We start from the raw sequence: 26126 nt of genomic DNA, 5'->3' as shown, positions 1-26126 counted from the left end.
GGACTTAACTAACAAGCGCCATTCATGGCGACCTGCTATCAGCCTTCGCGCCAGCGTTTAAACACCAGCGAAGTGTTAATCCCGCCAAAGGCGAAGTTATTGGATTGGATGTAATCTGTCTCAATCTGGCGCGCTTCACCGATGATGTAATCAAGTTCACCGCATTCAGCGGCCGGTTGTGACAAATTCAACGTCGGCGCAAACCAGCCTTCACGCATCATCTCAATGCTCATCCAGGCTTCCAGCGCCCCGCACGCGCCCAGCGTATGGCCAAAGTAGCTTTTTAGCGAAGAGATTGGCGTGCTGTTGCCATAAATCGCTGCGGTGGCCTGACTCTCGGCGATATCGCCGCGATCGGTGGCGGTGCCGTGGGCATTGATATAGCCAATCTGCTCCGCCGTGACACCGGCGGTTTTCAGCGCGCGCTCGATACAAATCTGCATGGTTTCACGCTGCGGCTGGGTGATATGCGCGGCATCGCAGTTAGTGTGGAAACCCACCAGCTCGGCATAAATGGTGGCTCCGCGCGCCTGCGCATGTTCCAGCGATTCGAGGATCAAGGTGCCTGCACCTTCGCCAATCACTAATCCGTCGCGCTGCTGGTCGAACGGCGCGGGCGACGTGTGCGGCGCGTCGTTACGCTGGCTGGTGGCGAACAGCGTGTCAAACACCGCCGCTTCGGATGGACACAGCTCTTCCGCCCCACCCGCCACCATCACGGTTTGATAACCGTGACGAATCGCTTCCCAGGCATAGCCGATCGCCTGGCTGCCCGACGTACAGGCGCTGGACGTCGGGATTACCCGGCCGCGCAGGCCAAAGAACAGGCCCGCGTTAACGGCGGTGGTGTGCGGCATCATCTGCACGTAAGTGGTGCCGGTAATGTTGTTGGTGTGCTTTTCCGTGAGCATAGTGGCGAATTCACTCACCGGTCCGGTGCTGCCGGTGGAGGAGCCATAAGCAATGCCGGTTTCACCGCTGGTCAGCACCGGATGATCGATCAAACCGGCCTGCTCCAGCGCGAGTTCGGTGGCGCGCGTCGCCATCAGTGAGACGCGCCCCATCGAACGAATGCGTTTGCGCGTGTAATGCGCTGGCGGCGTAAAGTCGTCCACCGGCGCGCCGAGCAGCGTGTGCAAGCCGTCGTACACTTGCCATTCCGGCATATGGCGCACCGCATTTTTGCCCTGTTTGATCCGCTCAGCCACCGCGCTCCAGCGCTCACCAAAAGCGCTTACGCCGCCCATGCCGGTTACCACTACGCGCTGAATCACAGCATACCTCCATTGATTGAAATCACCTGACGCGTGACGTAGCCCGCGATGTCCGACATTAAGTAGCTGGCCAGTCCGGCGACTTCATCCGCCGCGCCCATGCGCTTCATTGGGATCAGCTTCATCGCCTCATCAATCACCAGCGGCTCAAGATCGGTCATGCCGGTATCAATCAAGCCGGGTGCGATGCAGTTAACGGTGATTTTGCGTTTCGCCAGCTCAATCGCCAGCGCTTTGGTGGCACCGATAATGCCGGCTTTGGCCGCGCTGTAGTTGACCTGGCCGCGATTGCCCATGATCCCCGATACCGAGGAGAGCGTAATAATGCGTCCGCCCTTGCGCAGGCCAATCATTGGCATCACGCACGGATGAATCACGTTGTAGAAGCTGTCGAGATTGGTGTGGATCACGCTGTCCCACTCGTCATCAGTCAGCGCCGGGAACGCCGCATCGCGCGTGATGCCCGCATTGCTCACCACGCCGTAATAGGCGCCGTGCGCGGCGATATCCTGTTCCAGTGCGCTGCGTGTGGCATCGCGCTGCGCCACGTCAAACTGCAAGGTGCGTCCACATCCGCCCGCCGCCTCAATCTCAGCCAGCGTCTGCGCGGCACCGGCGCTGTCGCGATGATAATGCACCACCATTTCAAAGCCATCCTGCGCCAGACGCAGTGCGATGGCGCGGCCAATACCTTTACTCGCGCCGGTCACTAATACGCTGCGTGTCATGGCTGAACTCCTTGTTGCAATTGAATTAATTCGTGTTCATTGGGCTGATAGGTATTCAGCCGCCCGCTGGCGACGATCGCCTCGCCGCAGCGGATCTCCCCTTCGAAGCTGCCCAATCGGTCGTCACGCATCAGCAGACGCATTTCAACGCGCAGCGTGCTGTTGGCGGCGAAAGCGGCGCTGCTGGCACGATAACCGCGTCCGCCAAGCAGCATGCCGGGACGAATCTCACTGTCGCCGCGCAGACGCGCATGAAAGCCCGACCAGACGCCAACGGTCTGCGCCATGATTTCCACGCCGTACCACGCCGGCAAATCGCCCTGCGGGGTGAGAAAAGGGGCCAGCACGCCCGTAGCGTTGATACTGACTTCGCAGGTCACGCTGTCGTCGGTGACCTGGATGACGCGATCCAGCAGCAGCATCGGCGCGCGATGCGGCAGATAAGCATCAACCGGCAGAAAATCACTCATGAGGCTTTCCTACAATCAGGCAGGTATTGTTCCCGCCAAAAGCAAACGAATTTGAGGCAATCACCGGGCGCGCCAAAGGCTGTGGTGCGGTGATCAAACCGCACTCCGGCAGCGAGGTATCGCGTGCCGCCAGCGAGAAATCCTGCGGCGGCAGCGGCAGATGCTGCTGCAAAATCAGTGCAGCTAAAGCCGCTTCGGTGGCGCCCGCCGCGCCCAGCGTGTGGCCGGTAAGGTGTTTGGTTGAGCTGCACGGCACGCGATCGCCAAAAAGGCGATGGATCACCGCAGATTCCACCTGATCGTTCAGCGGCGTGGCGGTACCGTGCAGGTTGATGTAACCAACATCCTGCGGCTGTAAACCCGCCTGTTGCAGCGCCATCAGCATAGCGCGCTCGGCGCCGACGCCTTCAGGATGCGGTGCCGACATGTGCCACGCGTCCGACGATTCACCGCAGCCGAGCAGCGCCAGCGGCTGCTTTTCGCGCGTCAGCAGCAGCAGCGCGGCAGCTTCACCAATCGAAATGCCGTCGCGATCGGCGCTAAACGGCGCGCAGTGACGTTCAGAAAGCGAATCCAGGCTGGCGAAACCGTTAATCGGCATACGACTTAGCGAATCCGCGCCGCCCACCAGCGCCACGTCCGCTAAACCAGCATCAATCAAACGTTGGCCGCTAATTATGGCGCGCGCACTGGATGAGCAGGCAGTCGAAATGGTGTAAGCCGGACCGTCCAGCGCTAAAAAATGCGCCAGGAAGCGTGATGGATCGCCAAGCTCCTGCATGCGGTAATCGTAGCCCGACAAGGCGTCATCCACCTGACGATCGCCTTCATCAACGCCGGAGGTGCTGGTGCCAAGCACAATCGCCACGCGATCGCGCCCATATTGCGCGATCGCCGCATCCACTGCCGGGCGTATCTGCGCCAGCGCGGCCAGCAGCAGCTGATTGTTGCGGGTGTTATGCGCCGCCAGCGCGGCAGGAATCAGCGGCAATGCGCCCTGCACTTCACCCAGCCAGCAGCGTTTGCCGTCTTGCAGCCAGCCGTCGCGCGGTTGCATGCCGGGCGCGTGGCCCGCTTGCAACTGCGCGGCAATTTGCGCCAGGTTGTTGCCCAGCGCATTCACCATGCCAAAGGCGGAGATGTAAATCATGATGAGGCATCCAGATGTTGGATTTGAATCTGATAACCAAACGCACGTTGATCGATGCTGATCGGCTCACGCAACTCGCCGCGCTGCAGATAGCGAATCAGCGTTACCACCTTGCCAGCGGGATCGCGCAGCTCGCGGCGATCGTCGATGTCGGTCAGCGTCCAGCCGCGCGGCAGCTGCGGCTGCCACGCGCTGATCGGCCAGTGGCTCAGCATCACATCCGCCAACACCTGACTGGCGGGCGGCATTTCCGGCAGCGCCATCATCTGCTGCGTGTGAATGCCGTTTTTATCATAGGTGACGCGGAACAGGCGAATGCCAAGCGATGACAAACCGGCGAGGCTCAGCTGCTGTGAATCCGCGCTCAGCAGCACCAGCAGCGACTGGGTTTTGCCTTTGGCGTGGCCGGTCAGCAACTGCTGCTGCTGAAACGCGGGCGAGATGCCCGGCGCCGGCAGCGTGACGCGCACGCCCGGTTTCAGCCACGCGGTTGGCCGGTTGAGGTCGCTCTGATGCTGCGCACAGCCGCTTACCAGCAGGCTTAACAGCAGCAAAATGCCCATTTTCATCGTTGCTTCCTTTTCCCCGGAGCCAGCGCCAGCGGCGCCAGCAAGAATGCACAAAAAATCCCGCTGCACAGCACGGTGCCAAAACCGCTGATGGCGGCGGTGCTGCTGAACACCAGCATGCCGAGCGTTAACAGTGTGGTCATCATCGCCAGCGTCACCGCCAGCATGGAGGTTAACGGCGTGCCGCGCGGATTGCTGAAGAACAGCGTGTAGTTGATGCCGATGCCCAGCACCAGAATCAGCGCCAGCAAGGCAAACAGATTGAGGCTCGCGCCGATCCAGCCCAGCGTCGCCAGCGCCGCCGCCAGCGACAGCCACGACGGCAGCGCGCTGCGCATCCCGGCTTTCACGCCCAGTCGTAGCATATAGCTGCCGGTAATCAGCAATAATGCCAACGCCAGCAATCCGCTCAGCAGCGTGCGCCAGAAGCGGAACAGTTCATCATAGCTGGCCTTGCGATCAACCCAACTGACACCCGCCTGCTGGGATGCCAGCTGCTGCAACGCGGCGCTGTTTTTAACGCCGCCGATCGGCACCAGCACGCTGCTGCGTCCGTCCGGCAGCGACAGCCACAGCAGCCGCCAGCCTTCACTCAGCGGGCTCGCCAGCCAGTCGGCGGCGGTCACCGGCATGGCGCTGAGATTAGCATTCGCTACAGTAATGCCCGCCTGCTTCAATCGATCCAGAATGGTTGGTGCAGCCTGCTGTAGCAGCGCTACATCCTGCTGCTGCTGCGCCAGCGAACTGAGCGGCAGCACGCGATAACTTTTGAACCAGCCTTGCTGCTGCGCCTGTTGCAGCTTGGGTGCCAGCGCGCTCAGCCGTTGCAGTGCTTGCTGTTCATCATCGCCCCACACCACAAACCAGGTTTGATCGGCCTGCTGACCGGTGAGTTGCGCCAGCTGACGATCCTGCGCTAACAGCTGCGCCGGGGCGCTTTGCAGATGGGCAATATCATCATCGACCTTGAGTTGTAGCATGCCGCTCAGCGCATAGATCGCCACCAGCGCCGGTAAGCCGCGCTTCAGCCCGTTATTGCGCCGCCACGCGGCCAGCCAGCGCGCCAGCCATACCATCGCCGGAATCGGCCGCACCGGTAAACCGCGTACCAGCCACGGATAAAAACAGATCACCGTCAGGCAGGAAGCACTTAATCCGCTGGCGGCAAATACCGCCAGCTGGCGCAAGCCGGGGAACGGTGCCAGCAGCATCAACAGCCAGGCAATCGCCGTGGTGCCGAGCGCCAGCAACAGCGTGCCGCGCACCTTATGCAAACTTTGCCACGGCGTGGCTTGCTCGCCGTGCACCATGCGTTCCGTCAGATAGTAGAGCGTATAATCGGCCGAAATACCGACAATGCTGAGGCTCATCACTAAGGTGGTGAGATGCAGCTCACCAAAACAGAGCAACGTCAGCACCGTGCCCGCCATCGCGCCCATCGCCACCGACAATGCGCACAGCGCCAGCGGCCGCAACGAACGGAAAACTAGCCACACCAGCAGCAACAATCCCGCTAACGTTGCGCTGCCGAGGGTTTCGACATCATGCTGCGCGCGCTGGCTGGCATCGTCGCTAAACAGCACCGTGCCACGCGTCAGCAGTTGCGCATCCGGCCAGCGGGTTTTCAGCTGTTGCTCCAGCTGATTGAGCGCGGTCACAAGTTGATGGCTCTCTTTGATACTGAAAGCATTGCTCGCCAGCTCGCCGTGCAGGAAATACCAGCGGCGCTGCTGCGCATCCTTGACCGTCAGCCAGCCGTTATGCAGCAGCATTTTATTGGCGTTCTGCTGCATCGTCAGCTGTGCGCCGCGCACCAGCAGCAGCGGATCGTGGCCGATCTCTTTGCTACCGACGCCCGCGAAAGCCGAGAACAGCTGCGCCAGAATCCAGTCGGCCTGCGCGTTACCACCGTTCTGCAGGCGCGCGCGCGTGGCCGCATCGATCAAGCCGTTGCGATGTTGAAACGCATAGGCGCCCCAGCGCTGCATCTGATCGTCATCCAGCGCTCCGCTCACCTGTTTCAGCATCGGCAAGGCTTGCAGCTGCGCTTGCCACCAGGCCGCAACCGCATCGCCGTCGTGATCGTTGGCACTTACCAGCCACACCAGCTGACGATCGAGGCGCTGCATAAAGCCGTGCTGGATCTCCGCTGGCGCCTGGCCGAGGTTTTGCTGCGGCAATAACGCCAGCACGCTGCTATTCAGCTGGCTGCGCGGCAGCAAAACCGCCAGCGCCACCGCTAACGTCAGGCACACCGCCAGCCACAGCAGCGCAACGGTTTTTTCACTGCGCTGGGGCAAAACGGGCTCGCTCTTCATCGGTTAACTGTTTCGGTTCGGTGCGGGTAGCGCTAAGGGTGATCTCGGTTTTATCGCCCTGCTTATCATCCAGCGTGATGCGATTAAGAAACGCCTCGCCTTGCAGATCGATACGGTTAAAGATCTTATTCAGCAGCGCGGCTTTCGGCGTCAAACCAAGTTGCCAGCGGTTGTTGCCCAGATCGTGGAAATCGAGCGCAAAATTCTCACGCAGCACCTTTTCATCTGCCTGGAACAGCGCGCGCAACAAATGGTTGAACTGGAACATCTGCGGATTGCTGTCGGCGGTGATCACCTGCGGCGGCTGGCCGCTCATGCTCTGCACCATGCGCTTATCATCAAGGATCAGCATCAGTGGGAACGGCGTGGCTTGCTGCCACCACAAACCCTGCTGCTGGGCGATCAGCAGCTGACCGCGTGACACCAGCGGCTGCGCCATCCCGGCAATGGTGCGCACCTGAACAAAATTGGCGCGGATCACCGGTTGGCTGGCGAAGCGCTGTTGCAACTGCTCGAGCGTGACCGCGCTGGCGTTGGCGCAGATCACCAGCAGCAGCAGACAAAGGGTTCTGATCACGGTTTCACTCCCAGGCGTTCAAACAGAATATCGGGCGAGACAAAACACATCTCTTGCGTCGCTGCATTGACTGCCACCTGCAGCGTGTGGGCTTTGGTGGTCACCTGCCCCGCCGCGTTGCGGATCACATAATCAATGCGTAAACGGTTTTCGTATTCGCTGATACTGGCGACGACGCGGACCACCTCTTCGCAGCGCAGCGGCTGGCGGTATTTCACATGGGTATCGACCACCGGCCAGACGTAGCCGCTGGCGGCCATTTCGCCGTAGCTGTAATTGACGCTGCGCAGCAAGGCTTCGCGCGCCACTTCAAAAAAGCGGAAATAGTTGCCGTGCCACACCACGCCCATCGGATCGCAGTCGTGAAACGACACGGTAATGTCCACCTCAGCGCGGTAGTTGCTTTCACTCATCGCGGCTTTTCTCCTCGGGCAACGTCCAGAAATCGTAAAAGTTAAACCAATCCAGCGGCGCCATCAGCGCGTGCTGTTGTAACCGTTCGGCGTAGCGATCGACGGTGGCCTGTAACGCCTGCTGGCGCTGGGCGCGCGGCAGCGAGAGCGGATCGGCAAAGGCTTCGCAGTGCACCCGCAATCGCCCCTGTTCGCGCAGGGCGAACATCAGCAGCACTGGACAGCGCAACGCCGCCGCCAGCACAAACGGTCCCTGGGGAAACGGTGCAGGATGGCCCATAAATTCACTCCACACCACGCGACGCTCGCCGCCGCGCTGGCGATGCACGGCGGTACGATCGCCAACAATCGCCACCCATTCACCGGCATCGAGTTTTTGCTGCAGCAGAATGGCGGTATCCGGACCGATGTCGGTGACCGGCAGCAGATTGACGCCCGCCTGCGGTGCAATGCTCTCCAGCACCTCGCGGAAGCGTTGCGCATTGTCTGTAAACACCAGCGCATTAATCACCAATCCGCTGACCTGTTTGGCCATCGCGCGGCAGGCTTCGATATCACCGAGATGCGAGGCCAGAATCAGATGGCCTTTGCCCTCGGCGGCGCGAATGGTGGCTTCCGCACCTGGCGCGAAATCAATGTCGCGCCCCCATTGCAGATCACCGCGCCAGCTAGCGACTTTATCCAGCATGCTGTAGCCGAAACGCAGAAAGTGACGATAGCTGCTGAGCGGCGCAGGCAGCGCGATGTTCTGCCGCTGCGCCATCGCCCGCACTCGCGTCAGCCACTGCTGCGAGGCGGCGCGCGCGGTGCGTCCGGTTAGCCAGTAAACCGCCACCACCGGCCACAGCAGCAAGATAAAAGGCAAGCGTCCGGCGCGGCGATAGAGCCACAGCATAAAGCGCAAACCGCTCTGCCCGCGTCGTTCCGGCGTTGCAGACCAGTGTTGCGCATCACTACGCTGACGCAGCAACTGCGGGATGCGTGGCAACATGCCGAAGAACAGCCGCGTGTGCATCCATGAGATGCGCAGGTTGTCACGCAGCGTATCAAAGTGCGATACGCCGCTGGCTGGATAGGTCACGCGCGTGGTGATAAAACGGCTCGGCGTGCCCTGCCAATAGAGGCGCACCATGATTTCGGTGTCGAAATCCATGCGCTGACCAATGGGATGGCGATCGCACAACGCCAGCGATGGCGCGAGCGGATAGACGCGGAAGCCGCACATGCTGTCTTTCAGCGAGAACGACAGCGTTTCCACCCACACCCAGAAATGGGTGATGTAGCGGCCATAGAGGCGCGATTTGGGAATCGAGGCGTCGTAAAGCGGCTGACCGGAGATCAGACAGTGCGGATAACGCTGCGCTTCGGCCAGCATACGCGGCGTGTCTTCCACCTGATGCTGGCCATCGGCATCGAGTTGCAGCGCGTGGCTGTAACCTGCCGCCGCCGCCGCGCGCATCCCGGCAATCACCGCCGCGCCTTTGCCCTGATTGTGGGGTAGCGTCAGCACCTGCAACTGTGGTGCCTCCAGCGCCGCAATCTGCTGTTTGGTGGTGGCATCGCTGCCGTCATCCACCAGAATCACCGGCAAGTTGAACGGTGCCAGCCGCGCCAGCACCGACGCCAGCATCGCGCCGTGGTTATAGCAGGGAATCAGCACACAAGGCGTGAAGTGAGAACTCAACACAGGCGGATCTTCCCGCTGCTGGCCACCGTCGCCACATCGCCGTTGATCAGGCTGTAGCTGAAACTGAGCAGCGATTTTTCTGCCTGCCACTGCAGCTGTAAGGCCAGCTCGGCATCCGGCGGCACCGGCTGCTGGAACTTGATATTGTCAATCGCGGCGAAAGATTTACCGATGGCTAAACGCGTCAGACCGTAATGCAGCGCCCAGTCGAGCTGCGCCACGCCGGGCAGGATTGGCAGCGTCGGGAAATGGCCGCGAAACCAAAAGAGGTCGGCAACAACGTGCAGGCGCAATGTCAGTGCATCGCCCTGCTGTTCGGCATGCAGTTCAACCGGCAGCATCAAATAACTCCTCAATTTGTGGCCAGGCGCGTTTACTTTGTGCGGTGACAGGAATCGACGTCACCACGCGCCAATAGCGCGGAATCGCCACCGGCTCCAGCCAGGGTTGCAGCGCGCGTTTCCACTCAATTTTTAGCTGATGCAGCGTCGCCGCATCCAGCATCTCAGGCAGCGCCAGCACCACGCCAATCGCGTGACGACCGTGACGCTGAATCGCCAGCGCGGCGGCATCTTCCACGCCGGGCAACGCCAGCAGGCGGCGTTCAATTTCACTCAGCGATACGCGTTTATCTTCGATCTTCACCACGCGATCCTGACGTCCCGCCAGCTGAAACTGGCCGGACGGCTGCTGCACGATACGATCGTCGAGCGTGCAACCGGCGTCGGTTTCCAGCAAGGCGGAAAATACCCGCCAGCGTCCGGCGTCCTGCTCACGCAGGGTAATCTGCGGGAAACAGTGCCACAGCGCGTTCTCCTCACGTGCAGAGCGCCAGCCAATCACGCCGGTTTCGGTGCTGCCATAGATTTCATCAACCGTACAGCTCAGCGCCTGTTGCGCATGCTGCGCCGCCGTCCACGGCAACGCGCCACCGGCGGACACGATCAGTTCGCAGCGCGGCCCGGCCAATGCAGGATCGAGACGCCGCAGAAACGCTGGGCTGCTGATAAACGCGTAGCGACGATCGGGTGAATGATCGGCCAGCTGTTCACTGTAGAAAATTTGCTGCGCGGCAAAGGGTAAACCCAACGCCATCGGCAGCACGATGCGAAAACTCAGGCCATACAGATGTTGATGGCTGACGGAGGCAATCACATGGCAATCATGTAAGCGTGCGCCCCACAAGCTGGAGAGCCAGCGGGCTTCAAGATCCAGCGCGCGCAGCGATTTCACTACGCGACGCGGCGTGCCGGTCGAACCAGAGGTGAACAACACCAGCGTGGCGTCGGCGGCGATTGGCGGTAACGCACCGCTCGCCAGTGCGTCGTCCCAGCGCAGTTGCGGCAGCGCGACTGCCAGCGGCATATCGCTGATCACGCCATCCAGGCTGTCGGCCATCTCTTCCAGCTGGGCCGCGCGACAGTGTCCGGGGATCACCGGCGTTTTACCGGCGTGCCACAGCGCCAGCAGCGCGGCGGTAAACGCATAGCTGTTATCAAAGCACAGCGCCCAATATTGGCCGGGCTGGTTTTGCAGCCGATCGGCCAGCGCCCGTACCTGCTGACGCAAGGTATGCAGCGTATGTTGCTGTTGGCCGTGCCAGGCCACCATGCGATCCGGCGCGCTGAACCAGTCGCGGAGGCTATGTAAGTTCATGCCTGTTTCCTTATGCGCTGACGCAGCAGCCATTCGCCGCCCATCAGCGTGCCCATCAACAGATAGCTGATGCACCCATTCCAGAGTGTCCAGAGCGTGACATCATTGAGCAGGCAGGTGAGCAGCGCCACGCTGCCGTTGAAGATGAAAAAGCCGCACCACACTTGCGTCACGCGGCGGGTATAACGCACCGCGCGCGGTGGCAGATCCGGTTCGCGCAGCCGTGCCAACCGCTCTACCAGCGGCATGGGGCTCCACAGCGACGCGCCAAACAGCAGCAGCATCGATGCATTGACCACCAGCGGATACCACAGCAGCAGATGTTGCGATCGCAGCAGCAGGCTGGCGAGGCATAACGCGCTGCCCACCAGCGCCAGCAGTAGCATCACACGCGCCATCGGCCCGGCGGCGCGGCGCAGCGTCCAGACGCGCAGCACAAACAGCAGCGCCAGCAGGCCCGTCACGCCGCGCCACTGTGGCTGGGTGAGGGTTAACCACACCAGAAACGGCCACGCCAGCAGCGCCGCTCCGTTTAGCAGCCGCAGCAGCATGCGATCAGGCTTCGTCGCGCATCAGTTGTTCGACGGCATCCACCACATCCTGCACGGTACGCACCGCGCGGAAGGTTTCCGGTTTGATCTTACGGCCAGTACGCTTTTGCAGATGCACCACCATATCGACCGCATCGATGCTATCCAGCTCGAGGTCTTCATACAGGCGGGCGTCCGGACGAATATCATCCGGCTCAATTTCAAACAGCGAGGTGAGCAGCGAAGCCACTTCCTGGTAAATTTCGTTTTTGTTCATCATGTTGACTGCTCTCAGGCTTGCTGTTGTTCAACAAACGCGGCCAGTGTAGCCACGGAAAAAAAGTGCGCGCGCAGCGTTTCACTCTCGGCGGAGAGCTGTACGCCGAAGCGATTTTTCACCGCCAGTCCCAGCTCCAGCGCATCGATTGAATCGAGGCCCAGCCCCTCGCCAAACAGCGGTGCGTCGGTTTCGATGTCGTCAGGGCTGATATCTTCCAGATTCAGCGTGTCGATAATCATCTGTTTGATGTCGTTAATCAGTACTTGCATAACTTAGTTGGTCTCTTCAGGCACCAGCGCCTGTTGCAGATGACGCGTCAGACGACGTGCGGCCAGCGGCTGCGAATCCTCTTCGGCCTCACTAAAGGCGTGGCTGGCAATACGCGATTGTACGCGTACAGTAAAAATCGGTTTAACCAGCGGAATCTGATACCAGCGGCTTTGCTTATCGAGCATGCGCTCGGTGCAGCTGATGTGCACCACACGCAGATCGCAGCCCGCGCGCACCGCAATGTTGGCGGCACCGCGCTGCAGCTTCAGCGGCTCGCCATAACGTGTGCGCGTGCCTTCCGGGAAAATCAGAATGGTATCGCCGCGCGCCAGCCGCTGCTGGCTGTCTGGCAGCAGCGTATCGGCTTCGCTGTTAATCAGGTAATCGGCGGCGCGAATCACGCCACGGAAGAAAATGTTGTGCTGCAGCTCGGCTTTCACCAGGCAATCCATCTCCGGCAGCACCGACGCGATCATCACGTAATCGATCAGTGACGGATGGTTGGCGACGATCAGGCAGCCGCGATCCTGGCGCAGCTGTTCTGCGCCGATGATTTGGTAATCGTAAACCCCGACAAAGCGGCAGAAACGCAGGAAGCAGCGGAAGCTCCAGGCGATGCTGCTGCGGGCGATATGGCGACGGCGCAGGCCATCACGCTGCACCAGTAACAGCAGATTGAACCAAATCAGCGACAGTAGCAGGCCGCCCACGCTGAACAGCGTAAAGCTGACGGCGGTCATCACCAGCCGCCAGTAATAGTTGAAACCGGGACGCGCCTCGGTCAGCGAATTATCCACCATGCAGACGCTCCCAGTGCCACTGATGGCGCTCGCCGGCCACGCTAAAACGTGGCGTGTTGTGCAGCATCGCCGCCAGAAATTGCAGACTTTGCGGCAGAGGGTTGTGCAGCTCAGCGGGTTTGCCGGCCTGCGCTTCGCAACGCCATGCCTCGCCTGCGCGTAGCAGCAGCGCTACCGCGTACGGCGCATTAAAGCGATCGATTTCCGGTAGCCATGGACGGTAGTAATCCGGCACCACGCCGTCAAAATCCACCAGCAGCACCTGCGCGTAACCCGCCTGATGCAGCGCCGCCACTTCTATCAATCCTTGCTGGAAGCTATCAATACCGGCCGAAACCGAGGATGAAACCAACGGCTGACGCGCGGCGATGGTCAAACTGCCCACCGCTGAGTTGTGGACCGACATGGCGAAATCGGTGGGCGACAGCGCTTGCTGTTCCGCCAGCGCGGTGAGAATGCGCAGATTACGCTCCAGTTCGCCGTGGCGACTGGTGAAGACGATGGCGTCCACGCTGTGCCGCGCCAATAACGCCAGCCCGCACTCAACCGCAGCACGGCTGCCGGCGCTGAGACGACGCGCGGTCATCATCGGCAAAAATTGGGGTTTCGCGATAGGTTGCGTGGCATCTAACGCCGGTGCCTGTTGCGCCCAACGTTGCCACTCTTCTGCGGTGCTGTTGCCCGGCGCGATGGCGTGCCAGTCAACAAGGGAGTAAGCGAGTTTCATACCTGTATTCTTTCTTCAGCCTCAGGGATGGTCCGGTTTTCGCTGCGCGGCATCCCTTCCTTGCTCTCTATACCCGTCATCCCATGCGGATGTCGCCGATTAACAAGGCGGGCACGTGGCCCGCCTGTTTCTATTTCGGCAGCGTTACGGCTAACTTTACAACATTATGTCAGCAATCACGCTTCGCGCTTATTTAGCGGCTTCGACCGCCAGTCGCGTCTGGATGCCCTGGCTCAGGTTCTGAATCCAGCGGTTATAGTTGCGGTGAATCTGACCGCTGCCTGCTTTCAGATTCTGGCTGCTGACATACTGAATTTGATAACTGTTCGCGGTGTAGTTCACGCGAATATCCGCGGTATGTCCGCGCTCGGCCAGGTGACCATTCATCACGCCCGGACCCGCTGGCGTCATCACCCAATGGTTAGCGGCGCCCGCCTGGACGATAGCTTGCTTCATTTGCTCATCCGAGTAGCTCTGACCCACGGTCTGGCTAACATTCTGGATCGGCGCGGTACGCGGCGCACAGCCGGTTAACAGGACCGCAGTAACTAACAACGCAAAACCGATTTTTTTATTCATCATTTCCTTTTCTTCCCCTGTCTTTGCATGCCGCTTAAGTGAGCGACCGCGCTGGTAAACTTACCAACACTGTTCCGTTCAGACTGTGTAAAGCGGGCGGATAATAACATTATTTGTAAAGACAAGTAAAAAGAAGCATGAATGACTTTAGAATCGTTTACTGCCGATTTAAAACCAGACGCAGGCCGTTTTACGGCGGAATTTCTACCGAAAAATGGCCTTGCGACATGATGTTTAACCCTGCCAGCCGCCGCCGAGCGAACGATATAGATCGATTTGCGCTAACAGCAGCGTATTTTTTACTGACACGATATTCAGCTGAGTGCTGAACAGCGTGCGCTGGGCGTCCAGCTCATCCAGATAAGAGGCGTAACCATTTTGGTAACGGTTGTGGGCAATGCGATACGCTTCCGCCACATAACTCTCCTGTTTCTGCAACTCCGCCAGCTGCTCCTCGCTACGGCGAATGGCATCCAGCGCGTTATCCACGTCGGAGAAGGCGTTACGCACCACTTTTTCATAACCGTACAGCGCCTGATTACGCGTCGCCATCGCCACATCCACCTGAGCAGTTAGCGCTTCGCGATTCAGCAGCGGAGCCAGAATGCTGCCGCCAATGCTCCACAGACGGAACGGATTATCCAGCAGCTGATGCAGTTCGCTGCTTTGCAAGGTGCCGCTGGCGGTGAGATTGAGCGACGGCAACAGTTTGGCCTGGGTTGAAGCCAGTGACGCGTCGGCGGCCAGCAGCTGGCGCTGCGCCTGCACAATATCGGGACGGCGATTCAGCAGCTGTGAAGGCAGCAGCGATGGCAAGGTTTGCGGCTTGATGTGGTCGAACTGGCTGCTGCGCGCGATTTGGCGCGGGTTCATGCCCACCAGCACGCTAAGCGCGTTCTCCTGCTGCTCGATCTGATGCTGCAACTGCGGGATCTGCGCTTTGGCGGTTTGATATTCCGAGGCGGCCTGCATCCATTCAAGGCGCGAGGTGTAGCCGGTTTCAAACTGGCGCTGCGCCAGGTTGAGCGAGTTTTTGCGTGTCGCCAGCGTTGCCTGGGTTACGCGCAGCTGTTCATCCAGCGCGCACAGGCTGAGGTAGCCCGATGCCACCGAACTGGCGACGGTGAGCTCAGCGGCAGAAGCGGCAGCACGCTGCGCATCCAGCGAAGCTTCTGCGGCGCGAATGCTGTTGCTGCGGCTGCCCCATAAATCCACCTCGTAGTTGGCCTGCAGCAATCCCTGAAATACCGCGTTTTCATACGGCTGACCGGTGGCCGCCGACAGCGCACGCTGATGCGTAGCCGCCACGCCCGCCGACAGCGTTGGAAAATTATCGCCCTGCGCGGCACGCAACTCGGCACGGTATTGATCCACGCGTGAACGCGCGGTGAGGACATCGCTGTTGTGCTGCAGCGCCTGCGTGACAAGGCGATTAAGATTGGCATCGCCAAAGTTCTGCCACCATTGCGCCTCCGGCAGCGCATGCGGGCCCACCTGCTGACGCCAGCTCTCAGGAATCGGCAACGATGACGGCGCTTTTTCTACTTCCGTCGCACAGCCGCCCACCATTAATGCCATGCACGCGGCTAACAGTAAGCGCCTCATGGCGCATCCTTGTGCGGCTCTGCGGCGGTATCAATGCTCACTTCCACTGACATGCCCGGACGCAGTGCTTGCAGATCGTCATTCAAAATTTTGATGCGCACCGGAATGCGCTGGGCAATTTTCACAAAGTTGCCGGTGGCGTTATCCGGCGAGATAGCACTGAATTCGGAACCGGCGGCAGGCGAAATAAACTCGACGCGGCCATCGTAGTGCTTACCGTCCAGCGCATCGACGCGGATATTCACCGGTAAACCGGGACGCACGCGCGCCAATTGAGTTTCCTTGAAATTCGCGATGATCCATTTGTTTTCTGGCACCACCGATGTCAAACGCGTGCCGGCGGTCACATAGCTGCCTTTGCGCACCGACAGCTGACCGAGCTGGCCGCTGTCTGGCGCGATGATGCGCGTATTCGCCAGGTCGATATTTGCCAACTCCAGCGCCGCCTGCGCACTGGCAACATCGCCCTGCAGTGACGCGCGATTCACCACCACGGTTTGCAGATTCTGTTGTGAAACGGCCACCTGCGCATCCGCCTGACGCAACTGTGCCTGCGCCTGGGCATTTGCCGCGCGCGCGGCGTCGCGCTCACGTACCGACAGCGAGCCATCAGCCGCCAGATTCTCAACGCGCTTGAGATCGAGGCTGCTTTTCAGCGCCTGCGCTTTGGCATTTTCCAGCGCCGCTTTATTGCTGAGAATATTGGCTTCGGCACTTTTACGTTGCTGCTGGTTGTTGTTCTGCGCGGCGATTTTCATATCCAGCTGCGCCTGCGCCTGATGCACGCGCTGACGATAGATACGATCGTCGATGGTCATCAGCAGTTGGCCTTTGGTCACTGGCTGCAAATCCACCACGTTCACTTCAGTCAGATAGCCATTCACCTGCGGGCTGATAAAGGTTACCTGGCCACGCACGTAGGCGTTTTCCGTGGACTGAACGGTGCTGGTGAACGGCCACAGCTGCCAGGCATAGAGGATCACCAGCACGCCGACGATGACAATGCCGCTGCCAGCGGCGATAGAAAGAATGCGTCGGCGGTTGGTGCGCTCGCGCTCCGCCGCCTGAATGTCGTCCTGTTGGCTCATGAATTCTCCGTCGGGGTTACTGGTTGTGCCGCATTCATTTTAGTCTGACGCCAGTTGATATAGCGTAAGCGCGTCAGGCGATACAGCACCCAGATTAAGGTGATGAAAGCCAGCGCGGCGGTAAGAAGATAAGTATCGTTATAGGCCAGCACGTTGGCTTGCAGCGTCGCCACCGTTTGCAGCTGGCTGCTGCTTTGCGCGCTGAGCAGCACGCTATCCGGCAACTGGCTGCTAAACAGCGAGCTGTACTGGCTAAGGCGTTCGGTCACGTTGGGATCCAGCTGCGACAGCTGATCGCCCAGCAGGCTGGAGTGGTATTTTTCGCGCCACGTCTGGAACGTGCCGAGAATGGCCGCGCCGATCAGGCCGCCTAAGTTCTGGCTCATACCGAACAGCACCGAGAAGCTGACCAGGTTTTTCGGTTGCGTCACCACGCCGCCAATCCCCAGCAGCATGGCAGGCCCGAGGAAGAAGGCGCTGCCGAAACCGAGCAGAAACTGGCTAAAGTAGAGATTGTGGGCACGCGTCAGCGGGTTGGATTGCGCATCCATCAGCGAGGCGACGATCATTACCACCAGCGACACGACAATTGGCCAGCTCAGATGCGTGGGTTTGATGGTTAATGCGCTGGCGATCATGCCGCAAATCACCCCGGCAATGATCGCTAACGCCAGACCGCGCATCTGATCGTTGAGTAAGCCAAGCTGCTGCAGGAAACCCACCGCGCCAGTGTTTTGCTCGGCCAATAGAATACGCATCATGATCATCACAATGCCCAGCCGCACAATCGTGCCGTTGCTGAGCCAGCGGGTATTCAGCAACGGATTCTTACGGTTGTGCTCGACGACAATCGCCGCCACGATCAACACCAGCGCCAGCGCTAATGCCACACCGAGCCACGGCGTGCTGAACCACCATTCGATGCGGCCCAGCGACAGCACCGCGCACAGCAGCGCCATGCCCGGCGCCATCAGCATAAAGGTGAGGAAATCCATCTTTTCAAAGGCTTTGATGCGGTCGCCGGGCGGCAGTTTCACCACCAGCACGCAGCCCAGCGAGATCATCGCCAGACCGAGTTCAAACAGGTATAAACCGCGCCACTCTTGCAGCTGCAGCAGTTCGGTGGAGAACAATCGTGCCAGCGGAATCGCCAGCTGCGATGCGGTGATGCCAATCACCAGGGCTTTAAGCCGATGCTTCGCCGGCCAGGCCTGAATCTGGTAATAGATGCCGAGCGAACTGAGCGCCGCGCCGACCATGCCGTGCGCGGTGCGGACAATGATCGCCGAGCTGAGATCGTTAGCCAGCAGGTGGAAAAATGCCACGATCACATATAGCACCAGAAACGCTTCGGTGAACAGCCGCAGACCAAACTGCTGGCGGAACTTCACCAGCAGCAGGTTGATGGAGATGTTGCCCATCACATATACCGCGGGCAACCAGGCGATCTCATTGCTGTAAGCGCCGAAGGTGCCTTGCAGATTGGTGAGGTTGGCAGAGACCAGCGCGTTACTCAGCGCGCCGGTAATCGAGATCAATAAGCCAATGATGCCAAATGCGATGCGCTTCGAAGGCGAATGCAGCGGCGTTGAGGGCGAGCCCGGCAGCATCGGCTTCTCATGCGGCAGCCATTCGCGCGGAGCATAAGGATTACGTTTTGCCACCGTTAAACGCTTCCCAGACGCGCGAGCAGCTGTTGCAGCACCTGTTCCGTTATCGCCAGCGATGCAGGATCGATATCCGCCAGCAACTGTGCACGTAGCGCATCGGCCTGCGTTTTCACTTCGGCAAAAGCCACGCTGCCCTGTTCAGTCAGAATCAGCAGGCGTTTGCGGCGATCTTCCGGCGGCTGCACGCGCGCCAATAGCTGCTGCTTCACCAGACGATCCACCAGCGGCACGACGCTGGCCTCTTCCAGACCAAGCAACTGCGCCAGCGCTTTTTGCGTTGGCGGCTCGGCGGCGGTTGCAACGCTGGCAATCGCCATCCAGCTGCTCATGCTCAATCCGCTCTCTTTGAGGCGACGATCAACAGCCAAACGCCACGCGTGCGCGGTGAGATGCAGCAAACGAGAAAAGGGTTGGGGATAGTCGCTCAAAACGTAGTGGCCTAATGGTTAGGTATCTAACTAAACGGGAGCGTTATTATAAGGTAAGCCGCTCGCCAATGAAAATTTTGCTTACACCTGCAAACGTAGTTGGCAGCACAAAAAATCTCCAGCTTTCTTTATCAGTTGTACAACTCACTGAAAATTTGGCGGTTTGGGCTTATTCTTGTATAGCTTTTAGAAAACATTACAAATCATAAGTAACTGTTAAATAAGGACTAGCACAAATTGCTTAAAATACAGGTTGTACAAGTTGCGCCGGATTGTATAAGTTTACGTCCCGTGAGCCAGCTGACGGCTCCGTAACGAATGATGCACTTTGCGTCGCCTCTGAAGGTGTTGTGGATTTCCACCTTCAGAGGTGTCTTTTTGCGTTGGTTGATGAGTTGGGTGTTGCGCGCCTGTCCGCGTGCAAATTTTTTTCATCATGGAGCTGAAGGCACATTGCCATCAGGCCGATCTTAAGGGCTTCACATATGCAAAACGCCGCAAACAGTAGCGCTGCCATCGCTGACTATTTCAAACTGGCCGGTAATAGCGACAGTAGTGAAATGGAAGTTTTCGGGCAGATCATCGCCGAAATCCTGCAAGCCGGTATGCCGGTTTCTAATAAAGCGATTATTGCTTCTCTGATTAACCGTCTTGAGATGGAAAGCGATGTGATTCAGCTGGATATTTATCGCCATCTGCTTGAATTGGTTGTGAATAAAACACCTGACGATCTCGCGGTCTAAAGCCGGATTCCAGGGATGGAATCACCCTCACCTGCCCCAACGCGCTAGCGTCTCACCTTATTGCCCGGTAACATCCCTTCTCGGAAAATCCTAACTGGTTACTGCCGTACCGCGACGGTATGCGCACAATAATAAAAGAGCCTGCACAATCTATGAGTCAACCAACTGAGCGCACCACTGCGGTGGAGAGCGATATCACCGTGGGGCGCGTTTTACGTTCGCCTGCCCTGCTAACCCGCGAGTGTCTGGCCGGCATTATTACCGCGCTGGCGCTGATCCCGGAAGTTATCTCCTTCTCCGTGATTGCCGGTGTCGATCCTAAAGTCAGCCTTGTGGCCTCGGTGGTGCTGTGCCTGACGCTGTCGATTCTGGGCGGTCGTCCGGCGATGGTCACCGCAGCGGCCGGTTCGGTGGCGCTGGTGATCGGCCCAATGGTGCATGCGCACGGCGTTGAATACATCCTGCCGGCGGTGATTATGGGCGGCATTATCCAGATTATCTTTGGGCTCGCTGGGTTGTCGCGCATGATGCGCTATATCCCACGTTCGGTGATGATCGGCTTCGTTAACGCCCTCGGCATCCTGATCTTCTTTGCGCAGGTCCCGCACGTTTGGGGACAATCCGCGTTGGTGTGGGTGCTATTCGCCGTTACGCTGGCCATCGTGCTGCTGCTACCGAAAGTGCTGAAAAGCGTCCCTTCACCGCTGGTGGCGATTGTGGTGGTGACGGCGGTGGCGTTGCTGCTTGGCTATCGCGTACCGAACGTGGGCGACGAAGGGCCAATGACCGCCGGTCTGCCAGGCTTCACTACGCTGCTGGTCCCAATCAATCTGCACACGCTGCAAATCATCTGGCCCACCGCCTTGAGCATCGCCTTTGTGGGTTTGATGGAATCGTTGCTGACCGCCAAACTGGTGGATGACATCACCGATACGCCTTCCGCTAAACGCCGCGAATCCTGGGCGCTGGGCGTCGGCAATATTCTTGCGGGCTTCTATGGCGGCATCGCCGGTTGCGCGATGATTGGCCAAACCATCGTTAACGTCGAGCTGGGCAAAGCACGTACGCGTGTTTCTACGGTCGCGGCGGGTATCGTGCTGCTGTTATTAGTGACCGGACTGAGCCAGATTATGGCACAGATCCCGATGGTAGTACTGGCGGGCATTATGATGGTGGTAGCGGTGAAAACCGTGAACTGGCACAGCCTGCAGCCGGCTACGCTGAAACGCATGCCGTGGTCGGAAACCTTTGTGATGGTGCTGACGGTTGCTGTCACCGTGTGGACCGGCAACCTGGCGATTGGCGTGCTGGTTGGTGTGATTCTGGCGATGATGCTGTTCGCACGCCGCATCGCTCACGTCATTCACGCTGAACGCCAGCTGAGCGAGGATGGCCAACAGGTCAATTACACCGTGCGCGGCCCGCTGTTCTTTGGTAGCAGCAATGATTTGTTTGAACACTTCAATTACGGCCACGATCCAAAAACTGTCACCATCGATTTGACGCATGCGCAAATTTGGGACGCTTCCAGCGTGGCGGCCCTTGATGCTATCGAATATCGCTATCAGCGCCATGGAGCGAACGTCACCTTTATCGGGCTGGATAACCGCAGCAGCGATTTCCGCGAGCGGCTGAGTGGCAATCTGGGATAGAAATATTAGGATTGAGACGAAAAACGCCGGAAATCCGGCGTTTTTTATGGTTACTGCCGCGCTTCGCTTGCGTAATTTGCTGTCACTGACTTTGCTTAGCTCATGGTCAATCCTTTGATCTCTTTGGGATTGGTTACTCAATCGCTTAATTATAAGGAGCAGCAGATGAACGTTTTAGCAAAAGCAGCATTGGTGACGTTAACCTTGGTATCGCTGGCGGGTTGTATGCACAAGAGTGATGCGGTCGGCAACGATGGGCGCCCACATGCGCCAAGTAACCAACCGGTGCCGGGTGCCAGCGAAGGTGCAGGTCCGGTGGGACAACCGCAATCGTAATGACTTGCCCGGCTTTGCCGGGTTTTTTATTGGCGATGAGGTAAGGACAAAAACAAAAAAACCGCCCTTAGGCGGTTACGACATTACTGCTTATTGCTTTATTTTATTCGTTTTATCTACTGCGAATATGGTGCCCGGGGCGGGACTTGAACCCGCACAGCCATAAGCCGAGGGATTTTAAAAAATCCAGGCATCTTTTGAAAATCATAAGGTTATGTTTGATAAGCACTTTAGTTTTGCGCATGGCTGCTTATCGCTGCGCATGGCTCGTATTCATCGCCATTAAAAAACCCGCTAAAGCGGGCTTAGTTCCAATTATATAAACCGTACTGCTTCATTTTGCGTCTCAGGTATCGAACCTCAATAGCGAGGCCCACCACAGCCACAATTAAAATAATATCTATCACTGTGCCTATCATTCTATTTATCTTCCTTGTCTAAAAAATCCTCACATAATGTAAGCCATAGCGAGATAGCAATCTATTCCGTAATTTCTATTAAATTTGGCTTATCTATTGGCCCTGATGATCTTTGCGAGATCCACGCGCAACAAATTGCAATGGCGGCGATTGCGGCAAATCACGCCGCAAGCCTTGCTACATCTGGCTTGCCGAAAATCATCATTGATTTTAATCGCTGACTTAAGACGCCAAATGATCCACACGGAAAGCAAATTGATCCTTTGTAAAACATTAACTTATCCAATCAGTTAGAGCGGCGGCACATACGGTTTATTGCAATCTTTTGCAATTACTGGCGATGAGTGCAAAGCCGGAAAGTAGCCACAACCCCAGCAGCCGCGCGGCCTGAGCTATCATTTTGCGCACTCCATTCATTGCAAAATTTTTATGACCCAAAACGCGCAGGCGTGTGTGGTGTAGCGCAGTTTCCGTCTGGTACGCGCTTCCGTACGTGCGTTTCTGCTGCGCCAGCGGGGCGGATTTAAACGAACGTAAACCACGCCTGCGCGTGGATAGGTTTAAAATCAGCGTTGATTGTGGGGCGTCTGAGGGCGATTGGTGCGATGGGATGATTTAGATGTGTATCGAGCACAGCCAGAACTGACTGTGCATGCCGGTATTAAGTCTCAATCAGCGGGCTGTACTTCGCGTGCAGCTGGCGCGTTTTCGTTGCGGTCGCGGTGAAATGCGCGGCCTGCCCGCTGGCACCAACATTCGGATGAGTATGACTGGCGGCGACTGTTGCCAGCTCGTTGACAACATCGAGCGTATCCGTCAGCAACGTGAGCAGGTTTACCGTTTCGTTGCCAATCGTAAACGCTGGCCCGATGAACTGATGCGCAGCGGCAATACTGCGCCTGATGCCGGTGATTTTTTCGGTCAGCGTCTGGCCTACCTCAAGATCGAGCTTCTGGCCAACATAGACAGCGCTGTCTTTACTGCAGCGGATATTCACATTAGCGCCGGTCGCTATGCTGTAATCGCCCTCGCTGATGTGCACGACAGCACCGGCCATAAGCTTGCACGTTCCCAACACCGTCAGCGAGTCAGTTGCCTGCACCGACGTTTCACGCGCCACAACGCGGCGCACCTCATCATCTGCGCTGATTTCACGCTTCATGGATTTTTCAGTGATCGCCTGGTCTGTCTGGCGCACCCAGTCACCCGCCACCGTGACGCGCTGTGATACGCCTTCGCGCTGCTGCTGTAACTGCTCACCCGGCTTCACAGACGGAAGGTTTTGCCCCTGCGGCATGCTTTGTCGCACAAAGGGCTTATCAGGCCGGCCGTCAGTGAATCCGATTTCAACCAGCGTGCCGGGCGGCGGAAAATGAAACATGCCTGACTCACTGCCGGCCATCGGAACCGGCAGCGGCACGGCGGGATAAACCGGCGTATCTGCTGCCGGTTTACCGTCTGCATCCAGCAACTGGAGATCCACGGCGTAACGCGGGCGGAAGGGATCGGCGATGTCACCGCTGGTCACGTCCTCACTGGGTGACTCAACGCGGGCAAATTTCGGCAGGTGCAAGCCTGATGCCAGCTCAGGAAAGGCGCTCTCAATCTGGCGCTGTACCGGCGTTTTTTGCAGTGGCTGACCTGTCATTTTGTTTCGTGGCGTCCATTTGATTTCAATATTGTCATTGCAAAGGCGTACGTGCGTCAGGCGTTGCCCGTTGACCTCCGAACCGGGGCGCAGGCTCTGAATGAGCGGCAGCGTCATGCTGTTACCCGCTGCTGTGCCCTGGCTGAACTCCGCATCAATTTCTACCGGCTTACCGGCGAACATGCCGTGCACGGAAGCGCCAGCAAACACTGAGCCATCTGGCAGCTGATACCACTGGTAATCGGCAATTGAAAATGCGCGGCCCAGTGCTGCAAGCAGCTGATAGCCGGTGCCGTTATGCGTGAAATGCGGGATCGGACGACTGGCATAATCGGCGTCTGGTGACGTGCTGAACGTCAGGCCGCTTTCCTCCGTCAGCCACGCAAGGACATCGCGCAGCGTGGGATGCTGAAACGAGCACGGCATAAGCTTGTCAAAAACGCCGATCAGCTCGCGCACAAACAGACGTTGAAAGCCGTTATCAGACGGCTGCGAGCGCTCAACGAAACCCGTAAACCAGCGCAGCACAAGCCCATCATAGCCAACGTCCAGCCGCACCAGTTTGCCGGTGTAGTCTTCATCCGTCTGCGCGGTAATAAATCCGCGCCCGCAGGCGTTCATTTCCAGCAAGATATTAACGTCTGCCAAATGCACCGTGTCAGTGGAAAGGTACAGGCGCTTAATGGTTTTCATGCGGTCAGTTACCCCAGCTTGTCATTAATTGGCTTAAGCACTTTTTTTTCAAACCATGTCATTTCGGTGTCATCCTCTTGCGCCGCTCCACCTGTGCCGCTGCCGTTCTGCTTCGTCGCGCCGGTTTGGTTGCCTTTCCGCGCCTCTCGCTTCTCTGGCACACTGACCTTTTCACGCAGCGTGAAGCTAACCTGCCACACCAATAAATCAGTCTGTGGAATGGCGGCAACCTCCCCGGTGAACGTTCCTTCACGGAATTTGATGATCGTCGCAGTCGGGTGCGCAACCCGGTACGTTTTCAGTTTTCCGCTCTTGTCGGTAGCGACTGCCATTTCAAAAATGCTTTGAAGGTGCTCTTCATTGTCAAAGGCAATCTGCCCGGTCACGCGCAATGTTTTTGCCTTAATGCCCTGTTCTGAATTGACAGTGCTGGACGTCTGCCCCGACTGGTCTTGCTCTTTAAACTGCATGGAAGGAGATACCAGCAGCTGATCCATCCAGACGCCCTTCCCATCAAGCGCAAATAACGTAGTGTCAGGCATGCAGCATTCCCTCAAGCGCAGAAAGGTCTTCACCGGTAAACATCATCGCCGCCGTGAGCACTGCAGTTGATTGCGGAATGTCTTTAACCATCTCAGCCGCCGCAGTGCCGTAAAGCCCTTTAAAACTAAATGCATAAACGCGCGCGGCGCCCGTCTTCAGGTCTTCCAGTTCTTTACTGATAGCGGCCAGCATGCTCGCGCGGGCCTGCGTAAATGCCAGCAGCTGCGCCGCCAGTTCAATGGGATTGCTGCCGGTCGCAGCCTCCGCTTGCGCAGCGGCGATGCGCTGAGCGCTGAGCGCAATACGGCTGGTTGGCACGGAAAGCGCGACAGCAGCGGGTAAACCGCCCGCCCGTTTTCCCGGCAATTGCATTTTTACTGCGTCCAGGTGAGATGCCGCAGCAGCAAAGCGGGCCATCTGGGTGAAGGCGGGCGCGGGGAAAACAGCAGCTAAATCATCCAGCGCCTGAATAAATTCTTCATAGGTCGCGTTGCAGACCATCAGCACAATCACTTCGCCCTCACCGCCAGATCCCGCCAGCTTACCGGCCAGATATTCGACGGCATTGACCGGGCTCAGATACGCGCCGTTATCGGTTCCATGTCCGAGCCCATACACCCAAGGATGCGCGGGCACTATTGAGCACTCAAGCGGCCTGAGCTCGTCCGAGATTTTTAACAGGGCATCACGCCACATTTTGAGGAGCCGCAGGCCAGACAATTTCATCCGGGGAATTCACATTCACGCGGTTTAGCAACACGGTGTATTTCTCCCACTCAGCAAGCAGCTGCTGCTCATTCTCTGTGGCGATATAATGTTTCACCGCGTTCTGTAGCGGGGCCATTAATCGCGCTGCTTCCTGAAAAAGCGCATTCTTTTTCTGCTCGCCTTCATACTGCGCAGCCTGTAGCGCGGCAGCTTCATCTTTTACCCAGCCTGCCCCCGTCCATTTACTGAATGCACCCTCGGGAGCGGTGAACGTAAAATTATCCGGTAGCGGCCCCAGCGCAGAAACCACATAAGCAAATGAGGTTGTCTTGTCGTACACGGTTTTGCTGCGATGGTCTTCGGCATAGTCCCAGCTTTGAGAATCAACATTAAACACCCGCGCAGTGTTCTTTTTTTCGCGCGGCGGTTTAACCAAAGTGCAGTGCGCCGGCAGGCCGGTCATCGGTGGAACAAGCACCTGCCCTTCACCAACAAACTCACCCGTCAGGTGATCGAGGTGAATCACCGTTAACGTTCTTTCCTGGTTAATCATTTCAAATTGCAT

General features: G+C 58.2%; 28 protein-coding genes. 3 read left to right on the top strand and 25 right to left on the bottom strand.

Features of this window, described 5'->3' with window-relative positions; genetic code table 11:
* Positions 1-38: 38 nt before the first annotated feature.
* The 21 genes from ACYAC5_RS07625 to ACYAC5_RS07525 all read right to left on the bottom strand — a co-directional run bounded on the left by ACYAC5_RS07625 (position 39) and on the right by ACYAC5_RS07525 (position 18819).
* Positions 39-1274, bottom strand: a complete 1236-nt coding sequence (locus tag ACYAC5_RS07625; RefSeq protein WP_271459940.1) for a beta-ketoacyl-ACP synthase — start codon at positions 1272-1274, stop codon at positions 39-41.
* On the bottom strand, positions 1271-2002 hold the full coding sequence (locus ACYAC5_RS07620) for a 3-ketoacyl-ACP reductase FabG2 (protein WP_176970799.1): 732 nt from the start codon (positions 2000-2002) through the stop codon (positions 1271-1273). The genes ACYAC5_RS07625 and ACYAC5_RS07620 overlap by 4 nt, the downstream gene beginning before the upstream one ends.
* On the bottom strand, positions 1999-2472 hold the full coding sequence (locus tag ACYAC5_RS07615; RefSeq protein ID WP_462062749.1) for an ApeP family dehydratase: 474 nt from the start codon (positions 2470-2472) through the stop codon (positions 1999-2001). Before ACYAC5_RS07615 ends, ACYAC5_RS07620 begins: the two co-directional genes overlap by 4 nt.
* A complete protein-coding gene (locus tag ACYAC5_RS07610; protein ID WP_462062747.1) occupies positions 2465-3622 on the bottom strand; it encodes a beta-ketoacyl-[acyl-carrier-protein] synthase family protein in 1158 nt (385 codons plus the stop codon). The genes ACYAC5_RS07615 and ACYAC5_RS07610 overlap by 8 nt, the downstream gene beginning before the upstream one ends.
* Positions 3619-4191 (bottom strand): DUF3261 domain-containing protein, encoded by a 573-nt coding sequence (locus tag ACYAC5_RS07605; RefSeq protein ID WP_101760878.1) that lies wholly within the window; start codon positions 4189-4191, stop codon positions 3619-3621. Before ACYAC5_RS07605 ends, ACYAC5_RS07610 begins: the two co-directional genes overlap by 4 nt.
* Positions 4188-6509, bottom strand: a complete 2322-nt coding sequence (locus ACYAC5_RS07600; protein ID WP_462062745.1) for an MMPL family transporter — start codon at positions 6507-6509, stop codon at positions 4188-4190. The genes ACYAC5_RS07605 and ACYAC5_RS07600 overlap by 4 nt, the downstream gene beginning before the upstream one ends.
* Complete coding sequence (locus ACYAC5_RS07595; protein WP_277974728.1) at positions 6475-7086, bottom strand: outer membrane lipoprotein carrier protein LolA; 612 nt, start codon at positions 7084-7086, stop codon at positions 6475-6477. The genes ACYAC5_RS07600 and ACYAC5_RS07595 overlap by 35 nt, the downstream gene beginning before the upstream one ends.
* Positions 7083-7499: an acyl-CoA thioesterase gene (locus tag ACYAC5_RS07590; protein WP_101760881.1), complete on the bottom strand. Its 417-nt coding sequence runs from the start codon at positions 7497-7499 to the stop codon at positions 7083-7085. The genes ACYAC5_RS07595 and ACYAC5_RS07590 overlap by 4 nt, the downstream gene beginning before the upstream one ends.
* Positions 7492-9186, bottom strand: coding sequence for a glycosyltransferase family 2 protein (locus tag ACYAC5_RS07585; RefSeq protein WP_462062743.1), 1695 nt, complete (start codon positions 9184-9186; stop codon positions 7492-7494). The genes ACYAC5_RS07590 and ACYAC5_RS07585 overlap by 8 nt, the downstream gene beginning before the upstream one ends.
* The gene (locus ACYAC5_RS07580; RefSeq protein WP_110865895.1) at positions 9180-9527 is read right to left on the bottom strand and encodes an ApeI family dehydratase; all 348 of its coding nucleotides are present in this window, start codon (positions 9525-9527) and stop codon (positions 9180-9182) included. Before ACYAC5_RS07580 ends, ACYAC5_RS07585 begins: the two co-directional genes overlap by 7 nt.
* Positions 9514-10842: an AMP-binding protein gene (locus ACYAC5_RS07575; RefSeq protein WP_462062742.1), complete on the bottom strand. Its 1329-nt coding sequence runs from the start codon at positions 10840-10842 to the stop codon at positions 9514-9516. Before ACYAC5_RS07575 ends, ACYAC5_RS07580 begins: the two co-directional genes overlap by 14 nt.
* Positions 10839-11393, bottom strand: a complete 555-nt coding sequence (locus tag ACYAC5_RS07570; RefSeq protein ID WP_110865893.1) for a COG4648 family protein — start codon at positions 11391-11393, stop codon at positions 10839-10841. The genes ACYAC5_RS07575 and ACYAC5_RS07570 overlap by 4 nt, the downstream gene beginning before the upstream one ends.
* A 4-nt stretch (positions 11394-11397) precedes the next feature.
* The gene (locus ACYAC5_RS07565) at positions 11398-11652 is read right to left on the bottom strand and encodes an acyl carrier protein (RefSeq protein WP_462062741.1); all 255 of its coding nucleotides are present in this window, start codon (positions 11650-11652) and stop codon (positions 11398-11400) included.
* An 11-nt stretch (positions 11653-11663) separates the two neighbouring features.
* Entirely contained in the window at positions 11664-11921 is a 258-nt protein-coding gene (locus ACYAC5_RS07560) for a phosphopantetheine-binding protein (RefSeq protein WP_007887282.1), read from the bottom strand.
* Between the two features lie 3 nt (positions 11922-11924).
* A complete protein-coding gene (locus ACYAC5_RS07555) occupies positions 11925-12722 on the bottom strand; it encodes a lysophospholipid acyltransferase family protein (RefSeq protein ID WP_110865892.1) in 798 nt (265 codons plus the stop codon).
* Positions 12712-13449, bottom strand: a complete 738-nt coding sequence (locus ACYAC5_RS07550) for a beta-ketoacyl synthase chain length factor (protein WP_137385538.1) — start codon at positions 13447-13449, stop codon at positions 12712-12714. The genes ACYAC5_RS07555 and ACYAC5_RS07550 overlap by 11 nt, the downstream gene beginning before the upstream one ends.
* A gap of 189 nt (positions 13450-13638) precedes the next feature.
* Positions 13639-14028: a hypothetical protein gene (locus ACYAC5_RS07545; RefSeq protein ID WP_167391170.1), complete on the bottom strand. Its 390-nt coding sequence runs from the start codon at positions 14026-14028 to the stop codon at positions 13639-13641.
* 234 nt (positions 14029-14262) lie between these two features.
* Entirely contained in the window at positions 14263-15633 is a 1371-nt protein-coding gene (locus ACYAC5_RS07540; protein WP_192413706.1) for an efflux transporter outer membrane subunit, read from the bottom strand.
* Positions 15630-16721 (bottom strand): HlyD family secretion protein, encoded by a 1092-nt coding sequence (locus ACYAC5_RS07535; RefSeq protein ID WP_110865890.1) that lies wholly within the window; start codon positions 16719-16721, stop codon positions 15630-15632. Before ACYAC5_RS07535 ends, ACYAC5_RS07540 begins: the two co-directional genes overlap by 4 nt.
* Positions 16718-18385 carry an MFS transporter gene (locus ACYAC5_RS07530; protein ID WP_101760892.1) on the bottom strand — a complete coding sequence of 556 codons (1668 nt, stop codon included), beginning with the start codon at positions 18383-18385 and terminating at the stop codon, positions 16718-16720. Before ACYAC5_RS07530 ends, ACYAC5_RS07535 begins: the two co-directional genes overlap by 4 nt.
* A gap of 2 nt (positions 18386-18387) precedes the next feature.
* Entirely contained in the window at positions 18388-18819 is a 432-nt protein-coding gene (locus ACYAC5_RS07525; protein WP_101760893.1) for a MarR family winged helix-turn-helix transcriptional regulator, read from the bottom strand.
* Between the two features lie 485 nt (positions 18820-19304).
* Between ACYAC5_RS07525 and ACYAC5_RS07520 the strand changes: the two genes are divergently transcribed.
* From ACYAC5_RS07520 to ACYAC5_RS07510, 3 genes are all read left to right on the top strand, one after another.
* The gene (locus ACYAC5_RS07520) at positions 19305-19562 is read left to right on the top strand and encodes a biofilm/acid-resistance regulator YmgB/AriR (protein WP_008102310.1); all 258 of its coding nucleotides are present in this window, start codon (positions 19305-19307) and stop codon (positions 19560-19562) included.
* Between the two features lie 152 nt (positions 19563-19714).
* Positions 19715-21214: a SulP family inorganic anion transporter gene (locus tag ACYAC5_RS07515; protein WP_271459953.1), complete on the top strand. Its 1500-nt coding sequence runs from the start codon at positions 19715-19717 to the stop codon at positions 21212-21214.
* 165 nt (positions 21215-21379) lie between these two features.
* The gene (locus tag ACYAC5_RS07510; protein WP_167391169.1) at positions 21380-21550 is read left to right on the top strand and encodes a hypothetical protein; all 171 of its coding nucleotides are present in this window, start codon (positions 21380-21382) and stop codon (positions 21548-21550) included.
* Between the two features lie 1080 nt (positions 21551-22630).
* On the opposite strand, the gene ACYAC5_RS07505 is transcribed toward ACYAC5_RS07510, so the two are convergent.
* From ACYAC5_RS07505 to ACYAC5_RS07490, 4 genes are read right to left on the bottom strand one after another with little or no spacing between them, the layout of a single operon-like run.
* The gene (locus ACYAC5_RS07505; protein ID WP_462062740.1) at positions 22631-24310 is read right to left on the bottom strand and encodes a hypothetical protein; all 1680 of its coding nucleotides are present in this window, start codon (positions 24308-24310) and stop codon (positions 22631-22633) included.
* 8 nt (positions 24311-24318) lie between these two features.
* Positions 24319-24852 carry a baseplate complex protein gene (locus ACYAC5_RS07500; RefSeq protein ID WP_462062738.1) on the bottom strand — a complete coding sequence of 178 codons (534 nt, stop codon included), beginning with the start codon at positions 24850-24852 and terminating at the stop codon, positions 24319-24321.
* On the bottom strand, positions 24845-25579 hold the full coding sequence (locus ACYAC5_RS07495) for a hypothetical protein (protein ID WP_462062736.1): 735 nt from the start codon (positions 25577-25579) through the stop codon (positions 24845-24847). The genes ACYAC5_RS07500 and ACYAC5_RS07495 overlap by 8 nt, the downstream gene beginning before the upstream one ends.
* Positions 25539-26126 carry a tail fiber assembly protein gene (locus ACYAC5_RS07490; RefSeq protein ID WP_462062734.1) on the bottom strand — a complete coding sequence of 196 codons (588 nt, stop codon included), beginning with the start codon at positions 26124-26126 and terminating at the stop codon, positions 25539-25541. Before ACYAC5_RS07490 ends, ACYAC5_RS07495 begins: the two co-directional genes overlap by 41 nt.

This window comes from Pantoea sp. y20, from assembly GCF_054903455.1.
The sequence above is the reverse complement of the archived record's forward strand: the minus strand, read 5'-3'. Positions and strand labels throughout refer to the sequence as shown.